This window comes from Amycolatopsis sp. NPDC028719, from assembly GCF_055565395.1.
Genome location: NZ_JBVHUL010000001.1, coordinates 1577798 through 1595053 on the forward strand (window position 1 = coordinate 1577798; position 17256 = coordinate 1595053).

A 17256-nucleotide genomic window follows, 5' to 3' on the forward strand; every position below is an offset into this window, starting at 1 on the left:
CCGCCGTGCCCGCGTGGTGGCGTCGGCCACCTCGGGGGCCCGGCGACGCTAGGATCGGCTGTGTTCTCGATCACCGCCATCCACCACTGGCTGGAGCGAGCATGACTGAAGCTTCTGGGGACTCCTACGACCTCGTGATCATCGGCGCGGGCCCGACCGGCCTGTTCGCCGCCTACTACGCCGGGTTCCGCGGCCTCTCCATGGCGGTGGTCGACTCGCTGCCCGAACCCGGCGGCCAGGTGACGGCGATGTACCCCGAGAAGATGATCTACGACGTCGGCGGCTTCGCCGAGATCCGGGGCCGCGACCTGGTCGACGGCCTCGTGCAGCAGGCCGCGCCGTGGAAGCCGAAGTACCTGCTGGGGCGCAAGGCCGAAAAGCTCGAAACCCTCGGGGACGGCGTCGAGCTGACCCTCGACGGCGGCGAGACGCTGCGGGCGCGCGCGGTCCTCGTCACCGCGGGCATCGGTGAGTTCACCCCGCGTCCGCTGCCGGCCGGCGACGGCTGGCTCGGCCGCGGCATGGTCCACTTCGTCCCGTCGCTGCAGGCGCACGCGGGGCAGCACGTCGTGGTCGTCGGCGGCGGCGACTCGGCGTTCGACTGGATCCTCGCCCTGCGCCCGGTCGCGGCGAGCGTGACGCTCGTGCACCGCCGCGCCAAGTTCCGCGCCGCCGAGTCGATCGTCCGGCAGGTGCGCGAACTCGGCACCCGGATCATCACCGACGCCGAAGTCACGCGGTTCGTCGAGGACGCGGATGGCGCGCTCGAAGCCGTCGACGTCTCGATCAAGGGCGCCGGCGAGGAGCGGCTGCCCGCCAACGCCGTCGTCGCGGCGCTCGGGTTCACCGCCGACCTCGGCCCGATCGAGAGCTGGGGCCTGGAGATCGACCACCGCGCCATCGCCGTCGACTCGACGATGGCGACCGCGCGCGAACGCGTCTACGCGGCCGGCGACGTCGCCGCGTACCCGGGGAAGGTCAAGCTGATCGCGACCGGTTTCGGCGAAGCCGCGACGGCGGTCAACAACATCGCCGTCGCGCTCGACCCGGACGCCCACCTGTTCCCGGGCCATTCGAGCAACGCCGAGTAAGTCAGGCTTTCGCCTTCTCCGCGATCCACGGCGCGTACGCGACGACGGACGTGTAGATCGACGGCGCCGACGCGCACACCGGGTCGTTGTTGCCCGGCCGGCTGGTGACGCCGACGAGCAGCCAGTGGTCGCCGTCGCGGACGATCTCCGGACCGCCCGAGTCGCCGAAGCACGCTCCGGACTTGCCGCCGGGGTTGTCGGTGCACAGCTCGGCCGTGCCGTCGAACCCCGCCGTGCACTTGGCGCCCTCGACGATGTGCGTGTCGAGCTGCTGCAGGTTCGCCGGGATGTCGCCGCAGTTGACCTTCGGGCAGGTCTGGCCCCAGCCGAGGATCCGGGTGGCCGTGCCCGGCGCCGCGGCCGTCGCGAGCGCGATCGGCGTGGCCGCGGCCGGTGCCGCCAGCCGCAGCAGCGCGATGTCGCCCGCCGGGTTCCGGGTGTTGAACGCCGGGTTCACGACGATGCCGGCGACCTGGGCGACTTCGCCGCCCTGGCCCACGTCGTTCGTGCCCGCCCGCACGGAGATCCCGGCCGGGGTCTTGTCGAACGCGCAGTGCGCGGCCGTCACCACCCAGGTGGGGGCGATCAGCGCGCCGGCGCAGAACAGCTTGCCCGACGAGGAGTGCAACGACACCGTGAACGGGTAGGGCTGATCCGCGACGGCGCCCCCGACGATGGCGGGTTCGGCCGACGCGGTGGCGGGGACCAGGGCGAACACCAGGACCAGCAGGGCCAGTAGTCGCCTGGGCACGGAACTCCTTCTACGGCAGCGGGGGAACGACGTCGTCGTCGGGCGCGTCCAGGTGGCCGTCGAAGTTGACGGAGGAGTACGCCCGCAGCTTGTTCAGCCGGTGGTAGCCGTCGATCATTCTGACGGTCCCGGACTTGGACCGCATCACGATGGACTGCGTCGTCGCGCCGCCCTCGCGGTAGTGGACGCCGCGCAGCAGGTCGCCGTCGGTGACGCCGGTCGCGCAGAAGAAGACGTTGTCGCCACGCACGAGGTCGTCGTTCAGCAGCACGCGGTCGAGGTCGTGGCCGGCGGCGAGGGCCTTCTCGCGCTCGGCGTCGTCCTTCGGCCACAGCCGGCCCTGCAGCTCGCCGCCGAGGCACTTCATCGCGCAGGCCGCGATGATGCCCTCGGGGGTGCCGCCGATGCCGATCAGCATGTCGACGCCGGTGGTGGGGCGGGCCGCGGCGATCGCGCCCGCGACGTCGCCGTCGGAGATGAACCGGATCCGCGCGCCGGCGTCCCGGATCTCCTTGATGATCTGCTCGTGGCGCGGGCGGTCGAGGACGCACACGGTGACGTCACCGATGCTGCTGTTCTTCGCCTTGGCGACGCGCCGGATGTTCTCCGCGATCGGCGCGCCGAGCTCGACCTTGCCCGCCGCGTCCGGCCCGACGGCCAGCTTCTCCATGTAGAACACCGCGGACGGGTCGAACATCGCGCCGCGCTCGGCGACCGCGAGCACCGCGAGGGCGTTGGGCATGCCCTTGGCCATCAGCGTGGTGCCGTCGACCGGGTCGACCGCGACGTCGCAGTCCGGCCCGTCGCCGTTGCCGACCTCTTCGCCGTTGAACAGCATGGGCGCTTCGTCTTTTTCGCCCTCGCCGATCACCACGACCCCGCGCATCGACACCGTCGACACCAGCTGGCGCATCGCGTCGACCGCCGCGCCGTCGCCGCCGATCTTGTCGCCGCGGCCGACCCAGCGGCCCGCCGCCATCGCGGCGGCCTCGGTCACCCGGACCAGTTCCATCGCGAGGTTGCGGTCGGGCGCTTCACGACGACTCTCTGCGGTGGACATCATTGCCTCCCGGATCGTGGAACTGGCGGGTCAACAGTCTGTCAGATACCCGCCGAATTTCCCGATGCCGAAGGCATGGCAAACGTCACTGACCGTCGCCGGTTTCGTCCTCCGAAGACTCTACGGACGCCAGAGCGGCCTCGATGCGTTCGCGGGCGCCTTCGAGATGGCGCTCACAGAGCTTCGCGAGCTTCTCGCCCTTCTCCCACAGCGCGAGCGACTGCTCGAGGGACAGGCCGCCGGCTTCGAGCTCGCGGACGACCTCGACGAGGCGGTCCCGGGCCTGCTCGTAGCCGAGTTCCTCGCTGGCTGCTTCACTCACGCTGGGCGTTCTCCGACCTTCCGGCTTGGGCTGTGCGCGCACACTACCGCGCTGGCCATGGCGTGGTCGTACCCGACGAACGCCAGCGCGAACTCCTGCCCGTCACCCTCCGCGATCGCCTCTTCGAGGTTCTCCTGCGCGCCCGCGACCCGCTTGCGGTGCCCGGCGCCCTCGGCGAACCACCAGCGCGAGCCGACCTGCGTCGACGTCGCTTCGGACAGCCGGCGCAGCTGCGGCCCCAGCTCGCGGCGGGCGGCGCCACCGCAGCCGGCGAGCAGCGCCGTCCAGCACTCGGCGGCCGCCCGGTCCGTGCGCATCGCCTGGTCCAGCAGGGGCCGCGCGCCCAGGCGCCGGGCCGCGTCCATGGTGAGGGGGAGGAACGTCGCCGCCTTCAGCGTCACTCCAGTGCTCCTTCCGCCACCGCGCCGATCGCGCCGTCACCCACGCGCACGCGCAGCTGGGCACCGGCCTCGACTTCGGAGACGGAGCGGAGTACCTGGAGGTTGCCTTCGGAATCGAGGAACTGCACGACCGCGTAGCCGCGGGCCAGCGTCGCGGCCGGGCCGAGCGCGGTCAGCCGGGCCCGCGCGCTCGCGAGCTCCGCCTGGTCCTTGGCGAGCAGCGTCAGCATGGCGCGGCGCGCGCGTTCACGGTGGACGTCGACGTCGTCCTGGCGCCGCTGGACCGGGCCGAGCGGGTCGGCCAGCGACGGGCGGCTGCGCAGCTGCGTCAGCAGGCGCGCCTGCGTGTCGACCCAGCCGTGGAGGGCGCGGCGCCCGCGGTCGCGCATCTGCCGGACCCGCTCGGTCTCCTCGCGGTGGTCCGGCACGATCCGCTTGCTCGCGTCGGTCGGCGTCGAGCAGCGCAGGTCGGCGACGTAGTCGAGCAGCGGGGTGTCGGGCTCGTGCCCGATGGCGCTGACCACCGGCGTCCCCGCGGCCGAGACCGCGCGGCAGAGCGCCTCGTCGGAGAACGGCAGCAGGTCCTCGACGCTGCCGCCGCCGCGGGCGATCACGATGACGTCGATGTCGGGGTCGGCGTCCAGGATGCGCAGCGCGCGCATGACCTGCGGCACCGCCTGCGAGCCCTGCACGGCGGTGTTGAGGACCTTGAACCGGACGTGCGGCCACCGCGTCTGGGCGTTGACCAGGACGTCCCGCTCGGCCGCCGACGCGCGGCCGGTGATCAGCCCGACGCCTCGGGGCAGGAACGGGATCGGCCGCTTGCGCTGCGCCGAGAAGAGCCCTTCGGCGGTCAGCAGCTTCTTGAGGCGCTCGATGCGGGCCAGCAGCTCACCGATGCCGACCGCGCGGATCTGATCGGCGCGCAGGCTGAGCGTGCCCCGGCCGAAGAAGAACGACGGCTTCGCGTGCACCACGACGCTCGCGCCCTCGCGCAGCGGCGGTTCCATCTCGCGGATCAGCCAGTTCGGGCAGGTCACCGACATCGAGACGTCCGCCGACGGGTCGCGCAACGTCAGGAACGCGGTCTGCGTGTTCGGCCGGGAGTTGACCTGCGTGACCTGGCCTTCGACCCAGACGCTGCCGAGCCGGTGGACCCAGTCGCCGATCTTGCGCGCGACCGTGCGCACCGGCCACGGCTTTTCGGCGGTGCTCGCTTCGGTTTCGGTCACTGGCCGTTCTCTTGGCCGTCTTCCCCGGCCTGTTCGGCCTTGCGGGCGTTGGCGATCCGGCGCGACAGCATCCCGGTGAAGGACGAGCGGTCGGCGTGCGCGCGCTCGTACTCGAGGATCGTCTCGAGCTGGGCGATCGAGAGCTGGCGCAGGCGGGCCCGCAGCTGCGGCAGGGTGAGCTGGTCGTAGCCGGTCAGCCCGGCCGGGCCGTCGTACCCGCCGGCGCTGGTCCGGGGAGTCTCGCTCTTGGTCTTCTTGTCGACCTTGGGCGTGCCCGGCTTCGGCTTGGTGTCGTCTTCGTGGGGGCGTTCCGGGGCGTCTTCCTGGGCGTCGTTCTCGCCGTCGGCGTGGTCTTCGGCGAGCGCGCGTTCCTCTTCGGCCCACGGATCGCCCAGTTCCGCTTCGAGTTCGGCCGCTGACGGAATGTGACCGTTGATCTCCGAGCGCGGCTCGGGAACGTCGGCGACGGGCGCGGGGGCCGGCCGTGCGGGCGGGGCGTCGGACGGAAGGTCCTCGTCGAAGGTCGCCCAGCTGGGCGTGTCTTCGACGGGGCGCAGGCTCGACAGGGCGTTGTCGCCCTTGATCGCGAGCTCGGTGACGTGCTGCTGGACGCGCATGGAGGCCTGCAGCACCTGGCTGACCACGGTCACCGGGAGCCCGGCGAGCTGCCGGGGAAGCTCACGAACCCGCTCGGCGGTGGAGACGGCGAGGCCCGCGGCGACCCGGAGGGGGAGCGGGAATGGCTTCATGCGTCCAGCCTGCCGTATTTACGCCATCCTGCCCAACCGAACGAGTGGGTTCAGGCGCAATGCGTGACCCCGCGCACAGCACGGTAGAGGGACGAAGCTCACCCGAAAGGGACTTCGAGTTCGCTGCCGGGCTGCCCGTACCCTGGGTGGCATGAGTTCAGCGAGTCCCGGAATCGAGCCCGCGGGTACCCCGACGATCACCGGCACCGCTTCCGGCAAGCGGGTGCTGCTCGCCAAGCCCCGTGGTTACTGCGCCGGCGTCGACCGCGCGGTGATCGCCGTCGAGAAGGCCCTCGAGGTCTACGGCGCGCCGGTGTACGTCCGCAAGGAGATCGTGCACAACCGGCACGTGGTCGACACGCTGCGCGAGCGCGGCGCGATCTTCGTCGACGAGACGTCCGAGGTGCCCGAGGGCGCGCTCGTGGTGTTTTCCGCCCACGGCGTCTCGCCGATGGTGCACGCGGAGGCCGCCGACCGGAACCTGCGCACGATCGACGCGACCTGCCCCCTGGTGACGAAGGTGCACAAGGAGGTCAACCGGTTCGCGAAGGACGACTACGACATCCTGCTGATCGGTCACGAAGGCCACGAAGAGGTCGAGGGCACGGCCGGCGAGGCACCGGACAAGGTCCAGCTGGTCGACAAGGCCGAAGACGTCGACAAGGTCGAGGTACGCGACCCGTCGAAGGTGATCTGGCTGTCCCAGACGACGCTGTCGGTCGACGAGACGATGGAGCGCGTCGACCAGCTCCGCGAGCGCTTCCCGGGCTTGGCGGACCCGCCGAGCGACGACATCTGCTACGCGACGACGAACCGCCAGGTCGCGGTCAAGGCGATGGCGGCGGAGTGCGACCTGGTCCTGGTGGTCGGGTCGACGAACTCGTCCAACTCGAAGCGCCTGGTCGAGGTGGCCCTGAAGGCGGGGGCGCGGGCGTCGTACCTGGTCGACTTCGCGCACGAGGTCGACGAGGCGTGGCTTTCCGGCGTGACGACGGTGGGTGTCACCTCGGGGGCGTCGGTGCCGGACGAGCTGGTCATGGACCTGCTCGCTTGGCTGGCCGAGCGGGGTTACGGCGACGTCGACGAGGTGACGACGGCGAACGAGAAGATCACCTTCGCGCCGCCGAAGGAGCTTCGGAAGGTCTGAGGTTTACGTCGGTTCGGCGGTGGGTCGCGGGTGCGGCTCGCCGCCGAACTGCGTTGGGGGACTGCGGCGGCGGAGTGCGGTCGTCGATCACGCGAGTTCCGCTCGTAGTCACGCGAGTGCGGTCTTCGCGCACGCGAGTTGCGGCTCTGATCAGGCGAGTTCGGCCTTCGACCACGCGAGTTTCGCTCGCAGTTGCGCGAGTGCGGTCTTCGGTCACGCGTGTTCCGCTCGCGGTCACGCGAGTGCGGTCTTCGCGCACGCGAGTTGCGGCTCTGATCAGGCGAGTTCGGTCTTCGACCATGCGAGTTCCGTCGGCGATCACGTGCCCTCGAATCGCGGAAAGGCGGTCACCTTCCGCGGAAGGTGACCGCCTTTCCGGTGGTCGTCAGCGCTCTTCTTCGTCCCAGGGACGGTTCCGGCGCGGTGGGGCACCTCGCCCGCCGGACGGGCGGCGGGGCGGGGGCGTGTCGCGGCCGTCTTCCGCGGGCGGGCGCGGGCGTCGGCGTGGGGCGTCGCCGCTGCGTCGGCGGGGGTCGCTCTCCGCCGGGGGCGGTGTGCGGCGGCCGGCCGGTGGTGGCTTGCGTGCGCCGCGGTCGCGGTCGCGTTCGCGTTCGGCCGGGGCGCCGGCGCGCGGGGTCCGGCGTTCGCCGTCCGCGGGCGGGCGCGGGCGACGGGGCGGTTCGCCGTCCCGGCCGCGGCGCGCGCCCTGGGGCAGCGGGGTCTGGCCGGTGCGGTTCGACCCGGGCGGCCGCGGACGGCCCCCGGCCGACGTCGCCGCAGCGCGCGTCGACGGCTTCTCGTCGTCCTCGTCCGCGGGGCGGCGGGTGGCCGCCTTGCCCTTCTTCGGGGCCTCCGGGTCGCGTTCGCGGTACATGCGGACGAACCCGATCAACAGCGTGATGCCGGTGGTGATCGCCATGGTCGGGAAGCCGTTGATCAGCGGGGTGCCGATGTTCAGGGCCTTGGACAGCATGTCGTCGCCCTGGGATCCCGAGGTCAGCAGGATCACGCCGGGCACGGTCACGGCCAGCACGAGCGGCGGCATCACCATCGGCCCGAACAGGCCCCGGCGCCGCACCGCGCAGACCGCGATGACGGCCCCGCCGATGTAGCAGACGGTGAAGATCAGCGGGATGTTGCCCTGGGTCGGCTTGCCGATGAGGGCACCCACGATCGCCAGGCCGAAGCCGACGAGCACTGCCGCCCACCACGGAAGCCCGCGCCTCGAACCGACGACAGGACGCTCGTCCCACGGTACGGGGACGTCGTCGGCATCTGGATCGCTCTGGCGATCGCGAATCGCGGTCACAGCACAACACCGTATCTCGTGGTTGTGAAGATCTTGCCAGCACCGCCGCCGACGTGGGTGTATCGCCACCCGGCGGCGTGACCCGAGTGGCCCGCCGGGTGCTGCTGTGATGTGGTCCAGTCCTTTGCCGCCGGTTCCGGTTTGTCTCCTTTCCGTGGCGGGAGTGCGCGAGTCGTCGCAGGTCGGGGGCTTGCCGGGGAGTCGTGGTGCCGGTTCGGCGGAACGGCTGCCAGAGGACCCGGATCCGGCGGACGCATCGACCGCAGCCGGTCCCCGAGGCCCACGATTGTGACCAGGTCGGTTCACAGCTCGTCGGTGGGCGGTCGTCTCCGGGCGGAGGAGGGCCCGGGCCCGGCGGACTGCCGGTCCGGTGGGCATCGACCGCGGGCATCATCCGGCGGCGCTGCGGAGCGCCCATACGGCCGCCGTCGCAGCCGGACCGACGCGCGAGCACTCCGCCGACGGACCACCGCTGCGGTCCGGGCTACGCCTTACGGCCGGACGACCCGTCGCAGCCGGATTGCGCCTTGCGGCTGGACCACCCCTTGCCGTCGGCCAACCCGTTGCCGCCGGACGCGCCTCGGGGCCGAACTGCCCGCCGCGGCAAGGCTGCCCATTGCGGCAGGACCAGGCCTTTCCCGCCGGACCACCCGTTGCTGCCGGACCCGCCCTTCGCTGCCGTCCAGCCTCCCACCGGCAGTCCCACGCCGGCGCACTCAGCTTGCCGCCAGTTCGTCTCCCTTCCGGACCTGGGGAACCTGCGCCGGGCTGCCCGCCGCGTCCGTCAGCGGGGCCACCGTTGCCCGGAACGTCTCCAACGCCTCCAGCTCCCGGCGTCGCGCCGACAGGAACCGTTGGAGGTGCGTGCTCGACAGGTTCAGTGCGTCCACCGCGCCGCCCGCCGCTCGGTGGGCGGCCGCCGCGCCGGCTCGGACCTGCTCGACGTCCGCCTCCAGAGTCCGGTCGCTCGCCGCGAACAGTGCCGCCGACGCCAGCACCCCGAACCCGGTCGGCCCGCACAGGAACACCCGCCGGTCGATGAGCCAGCGCAGCAGCTCCGGGTCGGTGTCCAGGGCCGCGACCACGGCGGCGTCCGAGGGGATGAACATGATCGTTCCGTAGATCGCGTCGGCCCAGCGCTGGTAGCCCTTGCCCGCCAGCTCGGCCGCCCGGGAACGGACCTGCCGGACGTGCGCCCGCAACGCGTCGATCCGCTCGGCCGGGTCGTCGGTCTCGACCGCCTCGGCCCAGATCGCCATGCTCGCCTTCGCGTCGACCGGCACCGTGCGGTCGCCGCCCACCCGCAGCACCATGTCCGGTTTCGCCGAACCGCCGCCGCCCACGTCCGTCTGCAGGGTGAAGTGCAGGTTCTCGCGCAGCCCGAGCGCCCGCGCCGTCTCCACCAGCACCTGCTCGCCCAGCTCGCCGCGGCCGCTGATCGAGGCGAACGCGACCTCGTAGCGGCGCAGCGCCAGCTGCTGCTGGTCCGACTTCGCCCGCTCGGCCGCCACCTGCCGGGCCGCCGCGTCCGCCCGGCGCATCCCGTCGTTGTAGAGCCGCCACAGCACCGCGACGGCGAACAGCAGCAGGACCGCGAGCACGATCGCCGCGGTGGTCAGCACTGTCGCCACTTCGCCTCCTCCCAATCGGCCGCCTGGATCCGACCGCGCAGACATCATGGCGGACCCCACCGACAAAAACCGCACCCGATCCGTCGCTGTGGGTAGCTGACCTGCGAACAAATCGAATCCACGCAGGGCGTGTCCGCACCGGCACTCTCGTGTTAGTACACACGTTCGAGTGAGGAGACGGCGAGCCTTCGCCTTTTCGTCGGGGCCGGGTCGTACCTTGGCCACCGTGAGATTCCTGCACACCTCCGACTGGCACATCGGCCGCACGTTCCACGGCGCCGATCTGCTCGCGGAACAGGAAGCGGTGCTCGGGCACCTCGCCGACCTCGTGGCCGGCGAGGCGATCGACGCCGTCCTGGTGGCAGGCGACATCTACGACCGCGCGGTGCCGTCGGCGGAGGCCGTCCGGGTGGCCACCGCGGCGGTCGCGCGGATCCGCGCCGCCGGTGCGCAACTGGTCGTCACGCCCGGGAACCACGACTCCGCACCGCGGCTCGGCGCCTTCGCGGAATTCGCCGCGGCGGGCGGGCTGCACCTGCGCACCACCGTCGGCGGGCTGGCCGAACCGGTGCTCCTGGACGACGGCCACGGCCCGGTCGCCGTCTACGGAATCCCTTACCTGGAACCGGAACCGGCGCGCCACGCGCTGGGCGTGCCGGAGGCGCGCGGCCACACCGGCGTGCTCACCGAGGCCATGCGCCGGATCCGCGCGGACCTCGGAACCCGGCCGGGCACCCGGTCCGTCGTGCTGGCGCACGCGTTCGTCACCGGCGGCGAGCCGACCGAATCGGAGCGCACGATCGCGGTCGGCGGGGTCGAGCAGGTGCCCGGCTCGGTCTTCGACGGCGTCGACTACGTCGCCCTCGGCCACCTCCACGGCCCGCAGAAGCTCGCCGAGCACCTGCGGTACTCCGGGAGCCCGCTGGCGTACTCGTTTTCCGAGGCGCGGCAACGCAAATCCGTCTTGCTGGTCGAGCTGGACGCGAGTGGGCTCGCCGAAGTCCGTAGGCACGAACTACCGGTGCCGAGGCCGCTGGCCACCCTCCGCGGCCGGCTCGAAGACCTGCTCGCGGAGCCGGCGCACGACGAGTTCCTCGAGCACTTCCTGTCGGTCACGGTCACCGACCCGGTCCGCCCGGTGGACGCGATGCGGCGCCTGCGCGAGCGGTTCACGCACGCGGTGCACCTGGAGTGGGAGCCCGAAGGCGGCTACAGCGGCGCCCCGCTGCGGTACTCCGACGCCGTCCGCGGCCGGTCGGACATCGAGATCTCGCGCAGCTTCCTCGACGACTGCCGTGGCGCCGCGCCCACCGAAAGCGAAGAGCGGCTCCTGTTCCTGGCCCTGGAAGCGGCCGACCGGGAGGCCCTCGCGAAATGAGGCTGCACAGGCTGGAGGTCGAAGCCTTCGGGCCGTACTGCGCACGCGAAGTGGTCGACTTCGACGTGCTCGGCGCCGACGGCCTCTTCCTCCTGCACGGCGAAACCGGCGCGGGCAAGACCACGCTGCTCGACGCGATCGCGTTCGCGTTGTTCGGCGTGGTTCCCGGCGCCCGCAACGAGGCCAAGCGGCTGCGCTGCGACCTGGCCGAGCTTGATCAGGTCACCGAAGTCGCGCTCGAGCTCACCGTGCAGGGCCACCGGCTCAAGATCGTGCGCAACCCGGAGTACCAGCGGCCGAAGCGGCGCGGCGAAGGCACGACCACCCAGCAGGCGCGGGTGTCGCTGAGCTGGGTCGGCACCGCGCCGGCCGGGCTCCCTCCGGAGGGCCTGATCCGCATCGAGGAGGTCGCGCGCACCGTCGAGCGGCTGCTCGGGATGACCGCGGCCCAGTTCTTCCAGGTGGTGCTGCTGCCGCAGGGCGAGTTCGCCCGGTTCCTGCGTTCGGACACCGCCGAGCGCGAGAAGCTGCTCGAACGGCTCTTCGGCACCGAGCGCTTCGCCGACGTCGAACGCTGGTTCGCCGACCTGCGCACAGTTCGCGGTCGCGAACTCGAGCAGCAGCAAGGAAAAGTGCGCGAGCTGCTGGCGCGCTACGCGCAGGAGGCACAGCAGGACCCGCCCGAGACCGGCGTCGCCGAGTGGGTCGCCACCGTGCTGGCGATGTCCGCCGAACGCGCCGGGCAGGCCACGGCCGAGGAAGAACGCACACGCGCGGCGGCTCAGCGCGCGGACGGCTACCTGCAGGAGGAGCGAGCCGGTGCGGAGAAGATCCGCCGGGTCCGCACCGCGCACCTGCGGCTCGTCGAGATCACCGAACAGGCGCCGCAACGCGCCGAATGGGCCCGGGAAGTCGCGGCCGCGCGGCGGGCCGCCGGGGTCGCCGTGGAAGCCGACCTGCTGGACAGGCGCGCGGCGGAGCTGGCCGAAGCCGAGCAGGTGGAGAAGGCGCGCGGCGCGGAGTTGCGGGAGTTCGGCACCCGGGCGACCGGCGACCTCAAGGCGCGGGCGGCCGCAGCACGGGAAGAGGCCGGCGCGGTCGCGGAGCTCGTCGCCGAGGCCGAGCAGCAGCAGCTCGACATCATGCGGCGGGACGACCGGAAGCTGGCCGCCGTCACGGCCGGGCAGCAGGTCGAAGAGCTGACCGCCGAGCTGGCCGCCATCCCCGGCCAGCTGGCGAAGCTGCGGGCGGACGCCGTCGAAGCGGCCGAAGCCGAGGCGAAGCTCGATGGGGCGCGCGCCCGGGTGGACGAGCTCAGAGTTTTCGCGCGTGACGCGGCGGAGCTGCCCGAGGCCCGGGCGAAGGTCGGGCGCGGCGAGGCGAAGCTGCGCGAGGTCGTCGACACGCACCAGGCGGCCCGGCAGCACCGGCTCGACCTGCGCGAACGGCGGCTCGACGGGATGGCGGCCGAACTGGCCGCCGCGCTGCCGGACGGCGCCCCCTGCCCCGTCTGCGGGTCCGCCGAGCACCCGGCGCCGGCGAACCGGAACGTCGAACTCGTCGACCCCGCCGAGGAACGCGCCGCCGAGGAGGCCGAGCAGGCGGCCGACGCGGTGCGGCAGCGGGTCGTCGTCGCGCTCGAAGAGGCGAAGGCGCGGCTGGCCGGCTTGCTGGAGCGGCTGGGCGAGCGCACGGCCGAGTCGATCACGGCCGAGCTGGCCGAAGCCCGCGCGGCGGTCGCTTCGCTGACGCAGCAGGCGGCCGGGAAGGCGAAGCTCGGCGAGCAGGTCGTCCTCCTGGAACGCGACCTCGAGCGGCGGACCGAACGTCGGCGGCAGGCCGAACAGGCCGCGACCGAAGCCACGACCGACGTCCGCGCCCTGGAAGAACGGCTGGCCGAGCGCGAACGCCGGCTCGTCGCCGGGCGCGGCGAGTTCGCGGACGTCGGCGCCCGGCGGAAGCACCTGGTCGGGCTGGCCGAAGCTCTCGAACGGGTCTCCGAGGCGCGGACGGCCGTCGCGGGCGCCCGCGAGCGCGTCGCCCAGCAGCGTGCGCTGGTCGAGGCGGCGGTCAAGGCGAAGGGGTTCACGTCGCTGAAGAAGGCGCGCGCCGCGATGCTGCCGGACGAGCAGATCGAGAAGCTGGAGCAGGGCATCGCCGACGCGGAGGCCGCCGCGGCGGGGGCCCGGGCGCTGCTGTCGGAGCCGGACCTGTTCGGGATCTCGCCGGACGACGTCGCGGACGTCGGCCGGGCGGCCGACGCCGCTCAGCTGGCGCGGGCGCGTGCCGACTCGGCGTACGCGGCGATGCGGGTGGCGACCGCGCAGCACGAGGAGCTGACCCGGCTGGCGGGCCTGCTGGGCAAGGCCCTCGCCGGCCTCGCACCGGCCGAAGCGGCGTACGCCGAGCTGCGCGCGCTCGCGGACGTCGTCAACGGGCGGGGGCAGAACAGCCGGAAGATGTCGCTGCGCTCGTACGTGCTCGCGGCGCGGCTCGAAGAAGTGGCGGTCGCCGCCACCCACCGGCTCCGGACGATGAGCCAGGGGCGGTACTCGTTCGTGCACTCGGACGCGGCCGGCGCGCGCGGCACCCGCGGCGGGCTCGGCATCGACGTGCTCGACGACTACTCGGGCACCATCCGCCCGGCGAAGACGCTGTCCGGCGGCGAGTCGTTCCTCGCGTCGCTGGCCCTGGCGCTGGGGCTCGCCGACGTCGTCGCCGGGGAAACCGGCGGCGCGCTGCTGGACACGCTGTTCGTCGACGAGGGTTTCGGCACGCTGGACGCCGAGACCCTCGACGTCGTGATGAACATCCTCGACGAGCTCCGCGCGGGCGGCCGGGTGGTCGGGCTGGTGTCCCACGTCGAGGAGCTGCGGCAGCGCATCCCGACGCGGCTGCGGGTCCGGAAGTCCCGCAGCGGCTCGACAGTGGAGGTGCGCGCCGGTTGACGATTCGGACAAGATGAGGTCATGACGGACCAGCCGCCCGACGACCTGCCCCGCTACCGCCTGCTCACCGGCCCGGACGACGCGAAGTTCTGCCACCGCGTCAGCGAGGCGCTCGATCTCGGCTACCACCTGCACGGCTCGCCTGCCGTGACGTTCGACGGTGCCCGGGTGATCGTCGCGCAGGCCCTGCTGTGGCACGGCGAGCAGGGCTGACGCGGCGTCAGCCGACCCGCCGGAGGTACATCCCGGCGTAGGAGCACCACGGCGTCCACTCCCGGGCTCGCTCCGGCAGCGAACCCGGCGAGATGCCCAGTGCTTCGGCGCCACGCAGAGCGGCGGTGTCCGTTGCCAGGAGGATGTCCGGTGCGCCGAGCACGCGCATCACGACGTAGTCCGCGGTGGCGCTGTCGATGCCGGGGCACTCGAGCAGCTCGGCGCGCAGCTCCGCCGCGTCACGGCCGACGTGCACGTCCAGGCGCCCTTCGGCCAGCGCGACGATTCCCGCGTGCTCGGGCATGGCTGCCGCGATGGTGGCCGCGGCCGGGAAGAGCCGCGTCACGCCCCACTCGCCCGGCACCTCTTCGCCGAGCGAAGCCGGGATCTGGCCGCCGAGCAGGGCTCGAACCACCAGCTCTTCGCTGTCGACGGCGCCCGGGACCCGGATCCCGGGCACGGCCGCCACGACCGGCGCCAGCGCCGGATCGGCGCCGAGGACCCGGGTGACCGCCGCCGGGTCGGCGTCGAGGTCGAGCAGCCGGCGCACCCGGCTGACCGCGCTGCCGAGGTCGCGCAGGTCGGTCAGCAGCAGCTCGCAGCGCACGTGGTCCGGCTCCGGCGTCAGCCGGACGACGCCGGTGCCGTGCGCAAGCCGCAACGTCCGTGCGTAGGACGCCGAAGTCACTTCCTCGACGCCTCCAACCGCGTGAGCCGCGAAGAAGCGAAGCAGCCCGACAGCGTCGAAGGGCGGCCTGAACGGCAGCCGCAGGCTGAGGCGCGTCCCACCCACGTCGCCCTGACGTCCACGCCGTGACGCGGCGAAGGCGCGAAGCTGCGACGGCGTCGTCGCGAACACCTCGCGGATCGTCTCGTTGAACTGCCGGACACTGGAGAAGCCCGCCGCGAACGCGACGTCCGTCAGCGGCAGCCCGGACATCTCGATCAGCAGCCGGGCCGAGTGCGCGCGGTGCGCCCGGGCCAGCGCGAGCGGACCGGCGCCCAGTTCGGCGGTCAGCACCCGGCCGAGCTGGCGTTCCGAGTAGCCGAGCCGTCGCGCCAGGCCCGGGACGCCTTCGCGCTCCACGGTCCCGTCCGAAATCAGGCGCATCGCCCGCGCGGCGAGGTCGGCGCGCACGTTCCAGTCGGGCGAGCCCGGCACGGCGTCGGGCAGGCAGCGACGGCAGGCGCGGAAGCCGTTGGCCTGCGCGGCCGCCGACGTCGGGAAGAAGCGGACGTTCTGCACCTTCGGCGTCGAGGCCGGGCAGGACGGCCGGCAGTAGATGCCGGTGGTGCGCACCGCCATGATGAACTGGCCGTCGAAGCGCGGGTCGCGGGCGGTGACCACGCGGTAGCAGCGGTCGGCGTCGCGCCAGAGTGCGAGCGTTTCGGTGACCATGGATTCGAGCATGCCAGCAGGTCAGCGCGGTCGCTGGCGGAAATCCGACGCGGCGTTGGGTGCGTGGGGCCCGAGCGGGGTAGCCACGTAGACTGCGGGGTCGTGAGCCTCACCCTCGGTATCGTCGGCCTGCCCAACGTCGGCAAGTCCACCCTGTTCAACGCGCTGACCCGCAACGACGTGCTCGCCGCGAACTACCCGTTCGCGACGATCGAGCCGAACGTCGGTGTCGTGCCGCTGCCGGACCCCCGGCTGGACAAGCTGGCCGAGCTGCACAAGTCGGAGAAGATCGTCCCGGCCGTGGTGTCCTTCGTGGACATCGCGGGCATCGTGAAGGGCGCGTCCGAGGGTGCCGGGCTGGGCAACAAGTTCCTGGCGAACATCCGTGAGGCCAACGCGATCTGCCAGGTCATCCGTGTGTTCGACGACCCGGACGTGATCCACGTCGACGGCCGGATCGATCCGCTGAGCGACATCGAGACGATCAACACCGAGCTGATCCTGGCCGACCTGCAGACCCTCGAGAAGGCCGTCTGGCGGTTGGAGAAGGAAGCGCGGACCAAGAAGGAAGCGAAGCCCGCGCTCGAGGCCGCGCAGAAGGCGAAGGAGATCCTCGACAGCGGGCGCACGCTCTTCTCGGCTCAGAAGGACGTCGACCTCGAACTGCTTCGCGAGCACAGCCTCCTGACGACGAAGCCGTTCCTGTACGTCTTCAACGCCGACGAAGGCGTCCTCACCGACGAAGCCCGCCGCGAGGAGCTGACGAAGCTGGTCGCGCCGGCGGACGCGGTGTTCCTCGACGCGAAGGTCGAGGCGGAACTGCTGGAGCTGGACGACGAGGAGTCCGTGCGCGAGCTGCTCGAGTCGGTCGGCCAGCCGGAGCCGGGCCTGTACTCCCTGGCCCGCGCGGGTTTCCACACGCTCGGCCTGCAGACGTACCTGACGGCGGGCCCGAAGGAGTCCCGCGCGTGGACGATCCCCCAGGGCGCGACGGCCCCCCAGGCGGCGGGCGTGATCCACACGGACTTCGAGCGCGGCTTCATCAAGGCGGAGATCGTCTCGTACGACGACCTGATGGCGGCGGGCTCGATGGCGGCCGCCCGGGCGGCGGGCAAGGTCCGCATGGAGGGCAAGGACTACATCATGGCCGACGGCGACGTGGTGGAGTTCCGCTTCAACGTCTGAGCCGGGTAGCGGAAGCACCACGCTCGGCGCGAGCCGCTCTGCCACGCTCGGAACTGTGACTGCCTACGTGATCTCCGAGGTCGAAATCCTCGACGAAGCCCCGGCGCAGCGCTACCGCGAACTCGCCGCGGCTTCGATCGAAGCCCATGGCGGCCGGTACCTCGCGAGAGGCGCGATCCCGGCCGCGCTCGAAGGGGAAACCCAGCCGGGTAAGCGGATCATCGTCGTCGAGTTTCCCGATCGCGACACCGCCGAGCGCTGGTACCGCTCCGACGAGTACGCCGCCGCACTGGAGATCAGGGCGACGGCGCTCGATCGACGGCTGCTGCTGATCGACGGGGTCGACTAGCTGTATTGCCCCGTGAGGTTGGGGACGCGACTGGCGGGTGATTGGCCTGCGAGTGCGGTGTGTCCGCGGTGGTGATTGTAGGTATGCAGCC

General features: G+C 72.3%; 16 protein-coding genes. 7 read left to right on the top strand and 9 right to left on the bottom strand.

What is annotated here, in order from left to right; genetic code table 11:
• The first annotated feature begins 101 nt into the window (after window positions 1-101).
• The gene (locus ACZ4TR_RS07825) at window positions 102-1091 is read left to right on the top strand and encodes an NAD(P)/FAD-dependent oxidoreductase (protein ID WP_465286239.1); all 990 of its coding nucleotides are present in this window, start codon (window positions 102-104) and stop codon (window positions 1089-1091) included.
• Window position 1092: 1 nt separating this feature from the next.
• Here ACZ4TR_RS07825 and ACZ4TR_RS07830 read toward each other — a convergent pair whose 3' ends face one another.
• The 6 genes from ACZ4TR_RS07830 to ACZ4TR_RS07855 all read right to left on the bottom strand — a co-directional run bounded on the left by ACZ4TR_RS07830 (window position 1093) and on the right by ACZ4TR_RS07855 (window position 5606).
• Window positions 1093-1842, bottom strand: a complete 750-nt coding sequence (locus tag ACZ4TR_RS07830; protein WP_465286240.1) for a S1 family peptidase — start codon at window positions 1840-1842, stop codon at window positions 1093-1095.
• A gap of 10 nt (window positions 1843-1852) precedes the next feature.
• Window positions 1853-2902: a class II fructose-bisphosphatase gene (gene glpX, locus ACZ4TR_RS07835; RefSeq protein WP_364528021.1), complete on the bottom strand. Its 1050-nt coding sequence runs from the start codon at window positions 2900-2902 to the stop codon at window positions 1853-1855.
• 85 nt (window positions 2903-2987) lie between these two features.
• The gene (locus ACZ4TR_RS07840) at window positions 2988-3224 is read right to left on the bottom strand and encodes an exodeoxyribonuclease VII small subunit (protein WP_465286241.1); all 237 of its coding nucleotides are present in this window, start codon (window positions 3222-3224) and stop codon (window positions 2988-2990) included.
• Complete coding sequence (locus ACZ4TR_RS07845; protein ID WP_284747646.1) at window positions 3221-3589, bottom strand: hypothetical protein; 369 nt, start codon at window positions 3587-3589, stop codon at window positions 3221-3223. The genes ACZ4TR_RS07840 and ACZ4TR_RS07845 overlap by 4 nt, the downstream gene beginning before the upstream one ends.
• 32 nt (window positions 3590-3621) lie before the next feature.
• On the bottom strand, window positions 3622-4857 hold the full coding sequence (gene xseA, locus ACZ4TR_RS07850; protein WP_465286242.1) for an exodeoxyribonuclease VII large subunit: 1236 nt from the start codon (window positions 4855-4857) through the stop codon (window positions 3622-3624).
• On the bottom strand, window positions 4854-5606 hold the full coding sequence (locus ACZ4TR_RS07855; protein ID WP_465286243.1) for a lipid droplet-associated protein: 753 nt from the start codon (window positions 5604-5606) through the stop codon (window positions 4854-4856). Before ACZ4TR_RS07855 ends, xseA begins: the two co-directional genes overlap by 4 nt.
• A gap of 151 nt (window positions 5607-5757) precedes the next feature.
• Here ACZ4TR_RS07855 and ACZ4TR_RS07860 point away from each other — a divergent pair, with 151 nt between their 5' ends.
• A complete protein-coding gene (locus ACZ4TR_RS07860) occupies window positions 5758-6753 on the top strand; it encodes a 4-hydroxy-3-methylbut-2-enyl diphosphate reductase (RefSeq protein ID WP_465286244.1) in 996 nt (331 codons plus the stop codon).
• A 385-nt stretch (window positions 6754-7138) separates the two neighbouring features.
• On the opposite strand, the gene ACZ4TR_RS07865 is transcribed toward ACZ4TR_RS07860, so the two are convergent.
• Window positions 7139-8062, bottom strand: a complete 924-nt coding sequence (locus ACZ4TR_RS07865; protein WP_465286245.1) for a DUF6542 domain-containing protein — start codon at window positions 8060-8062, stop codon at window positions 7139-7141.
• Between the two features lie 716 nt (window positions 8063-8778).
• On the bottom strand, window positions 8779-9693 hold the full coding sequence (locus ACZ4TR_RS07870; protein WP_284747575.1) for a DNA recombination protein RmuC: 915 nt from the start codon (window positions 9691-9693) through the stop codon (window positions 8779-8781).
• Between the two features lie 226 nt (window positions 9694-9919).
• Between ACZ4TR_RS07870 and ACZ4TR_RS07875 the strand changes: the two genes are divergently transcribed.
• Genes ACZ4TR_RS07875 through ACZ4TR_RS07885 form a run of 3 tightly spaced genes read left to right on the top strand, consistent with a single transcriptional unit; the run spans window position 9920 to window position 14232 of the window.
• The gene (locus ACZ4TR_RS07875; RefSeq protein WP_465286246.1) at window positions 9920-11071 is read left to right on the top strand and encodes an exonuclease SbcCD subunit D; all 1152 of its coding nucleotides are present in this window, start codon (window positions 9920-9922) and stop codon (window positions 11069-11071) included.
• Complete coding sequence (locus ACZ4TR_RS07880) at window positions 11068-14019, top strand: AAA family ATPase (protein WP_465286247.1); 2952 nt, start codon at window positions 11068-11070, stop codon at window positions 14017-14019. The genes ACZ4TR_RS07875 and ACZ4TR_RS07880 overlap by 4 nt, the downstream gene beginning before the upstream one ends.
• Window positions 14020-14040: 21 nt before the next feature.
• Window positions 14041-14232 carry a DUF1737 domain-containing protein gene (locus ACZ4TR_RS07885; protein ID WP_465286248.1) on the top strand — a complete coding sequence of 64 codons (192 nt, stop codon included), beginning with the start codon at window positions 14041-14043 and terminating at the stop codon, window positions 14230-14232.
• A 7-nt stretch (window positions 14233-14239) separates the two neighbouring features.
• Here ACZ4TR_RS07885 and ACZ4TR_RS07890 read toward each other — a convergent pair whose 3' ends face one another.
• Window positions 14240-15631, bottom strand: coding sequence for a bifunctional transcriptional activator/DNA repair enzyme AdaA (locus ACZ4TR_RS07890; protein WP_465286249.1), 1392 nt, complete (start codon window positions 15629-15631; stop codon window positions 14240-14242).
• Window positions 15632-15733: 102 nt separating this feature from the next.
• Here ACZ4TR_RS07890 and ychF point away from each other — a divergent pair, with 102 nt between their 5' ends.
• Window positions 15734-16816: a redox-regulated ATPase YchF gene (ychF, locus tag ACZ4TR_RS07895; protein WP_285476466.1), complete on the top strand. Its 1083-nt coding sequence runs from the start codon at window positions 15734-15736 to the stop codon at window positions 16814-16816.
• 55 nt (window positions 16817-16871) lie between these two features.
• A complete protein-coding gene (locus ACZ4TR_RS07900; protein WP_465286250.1) occupies window positions 16872-17165 on the top strand; it encodes a DUF1330 domain-containing protein in 294 nt (97 codons plus the stop codon).
• The last annotated feature ends 91 nt before the right edge of the window (window positions 17166-17256 follow it).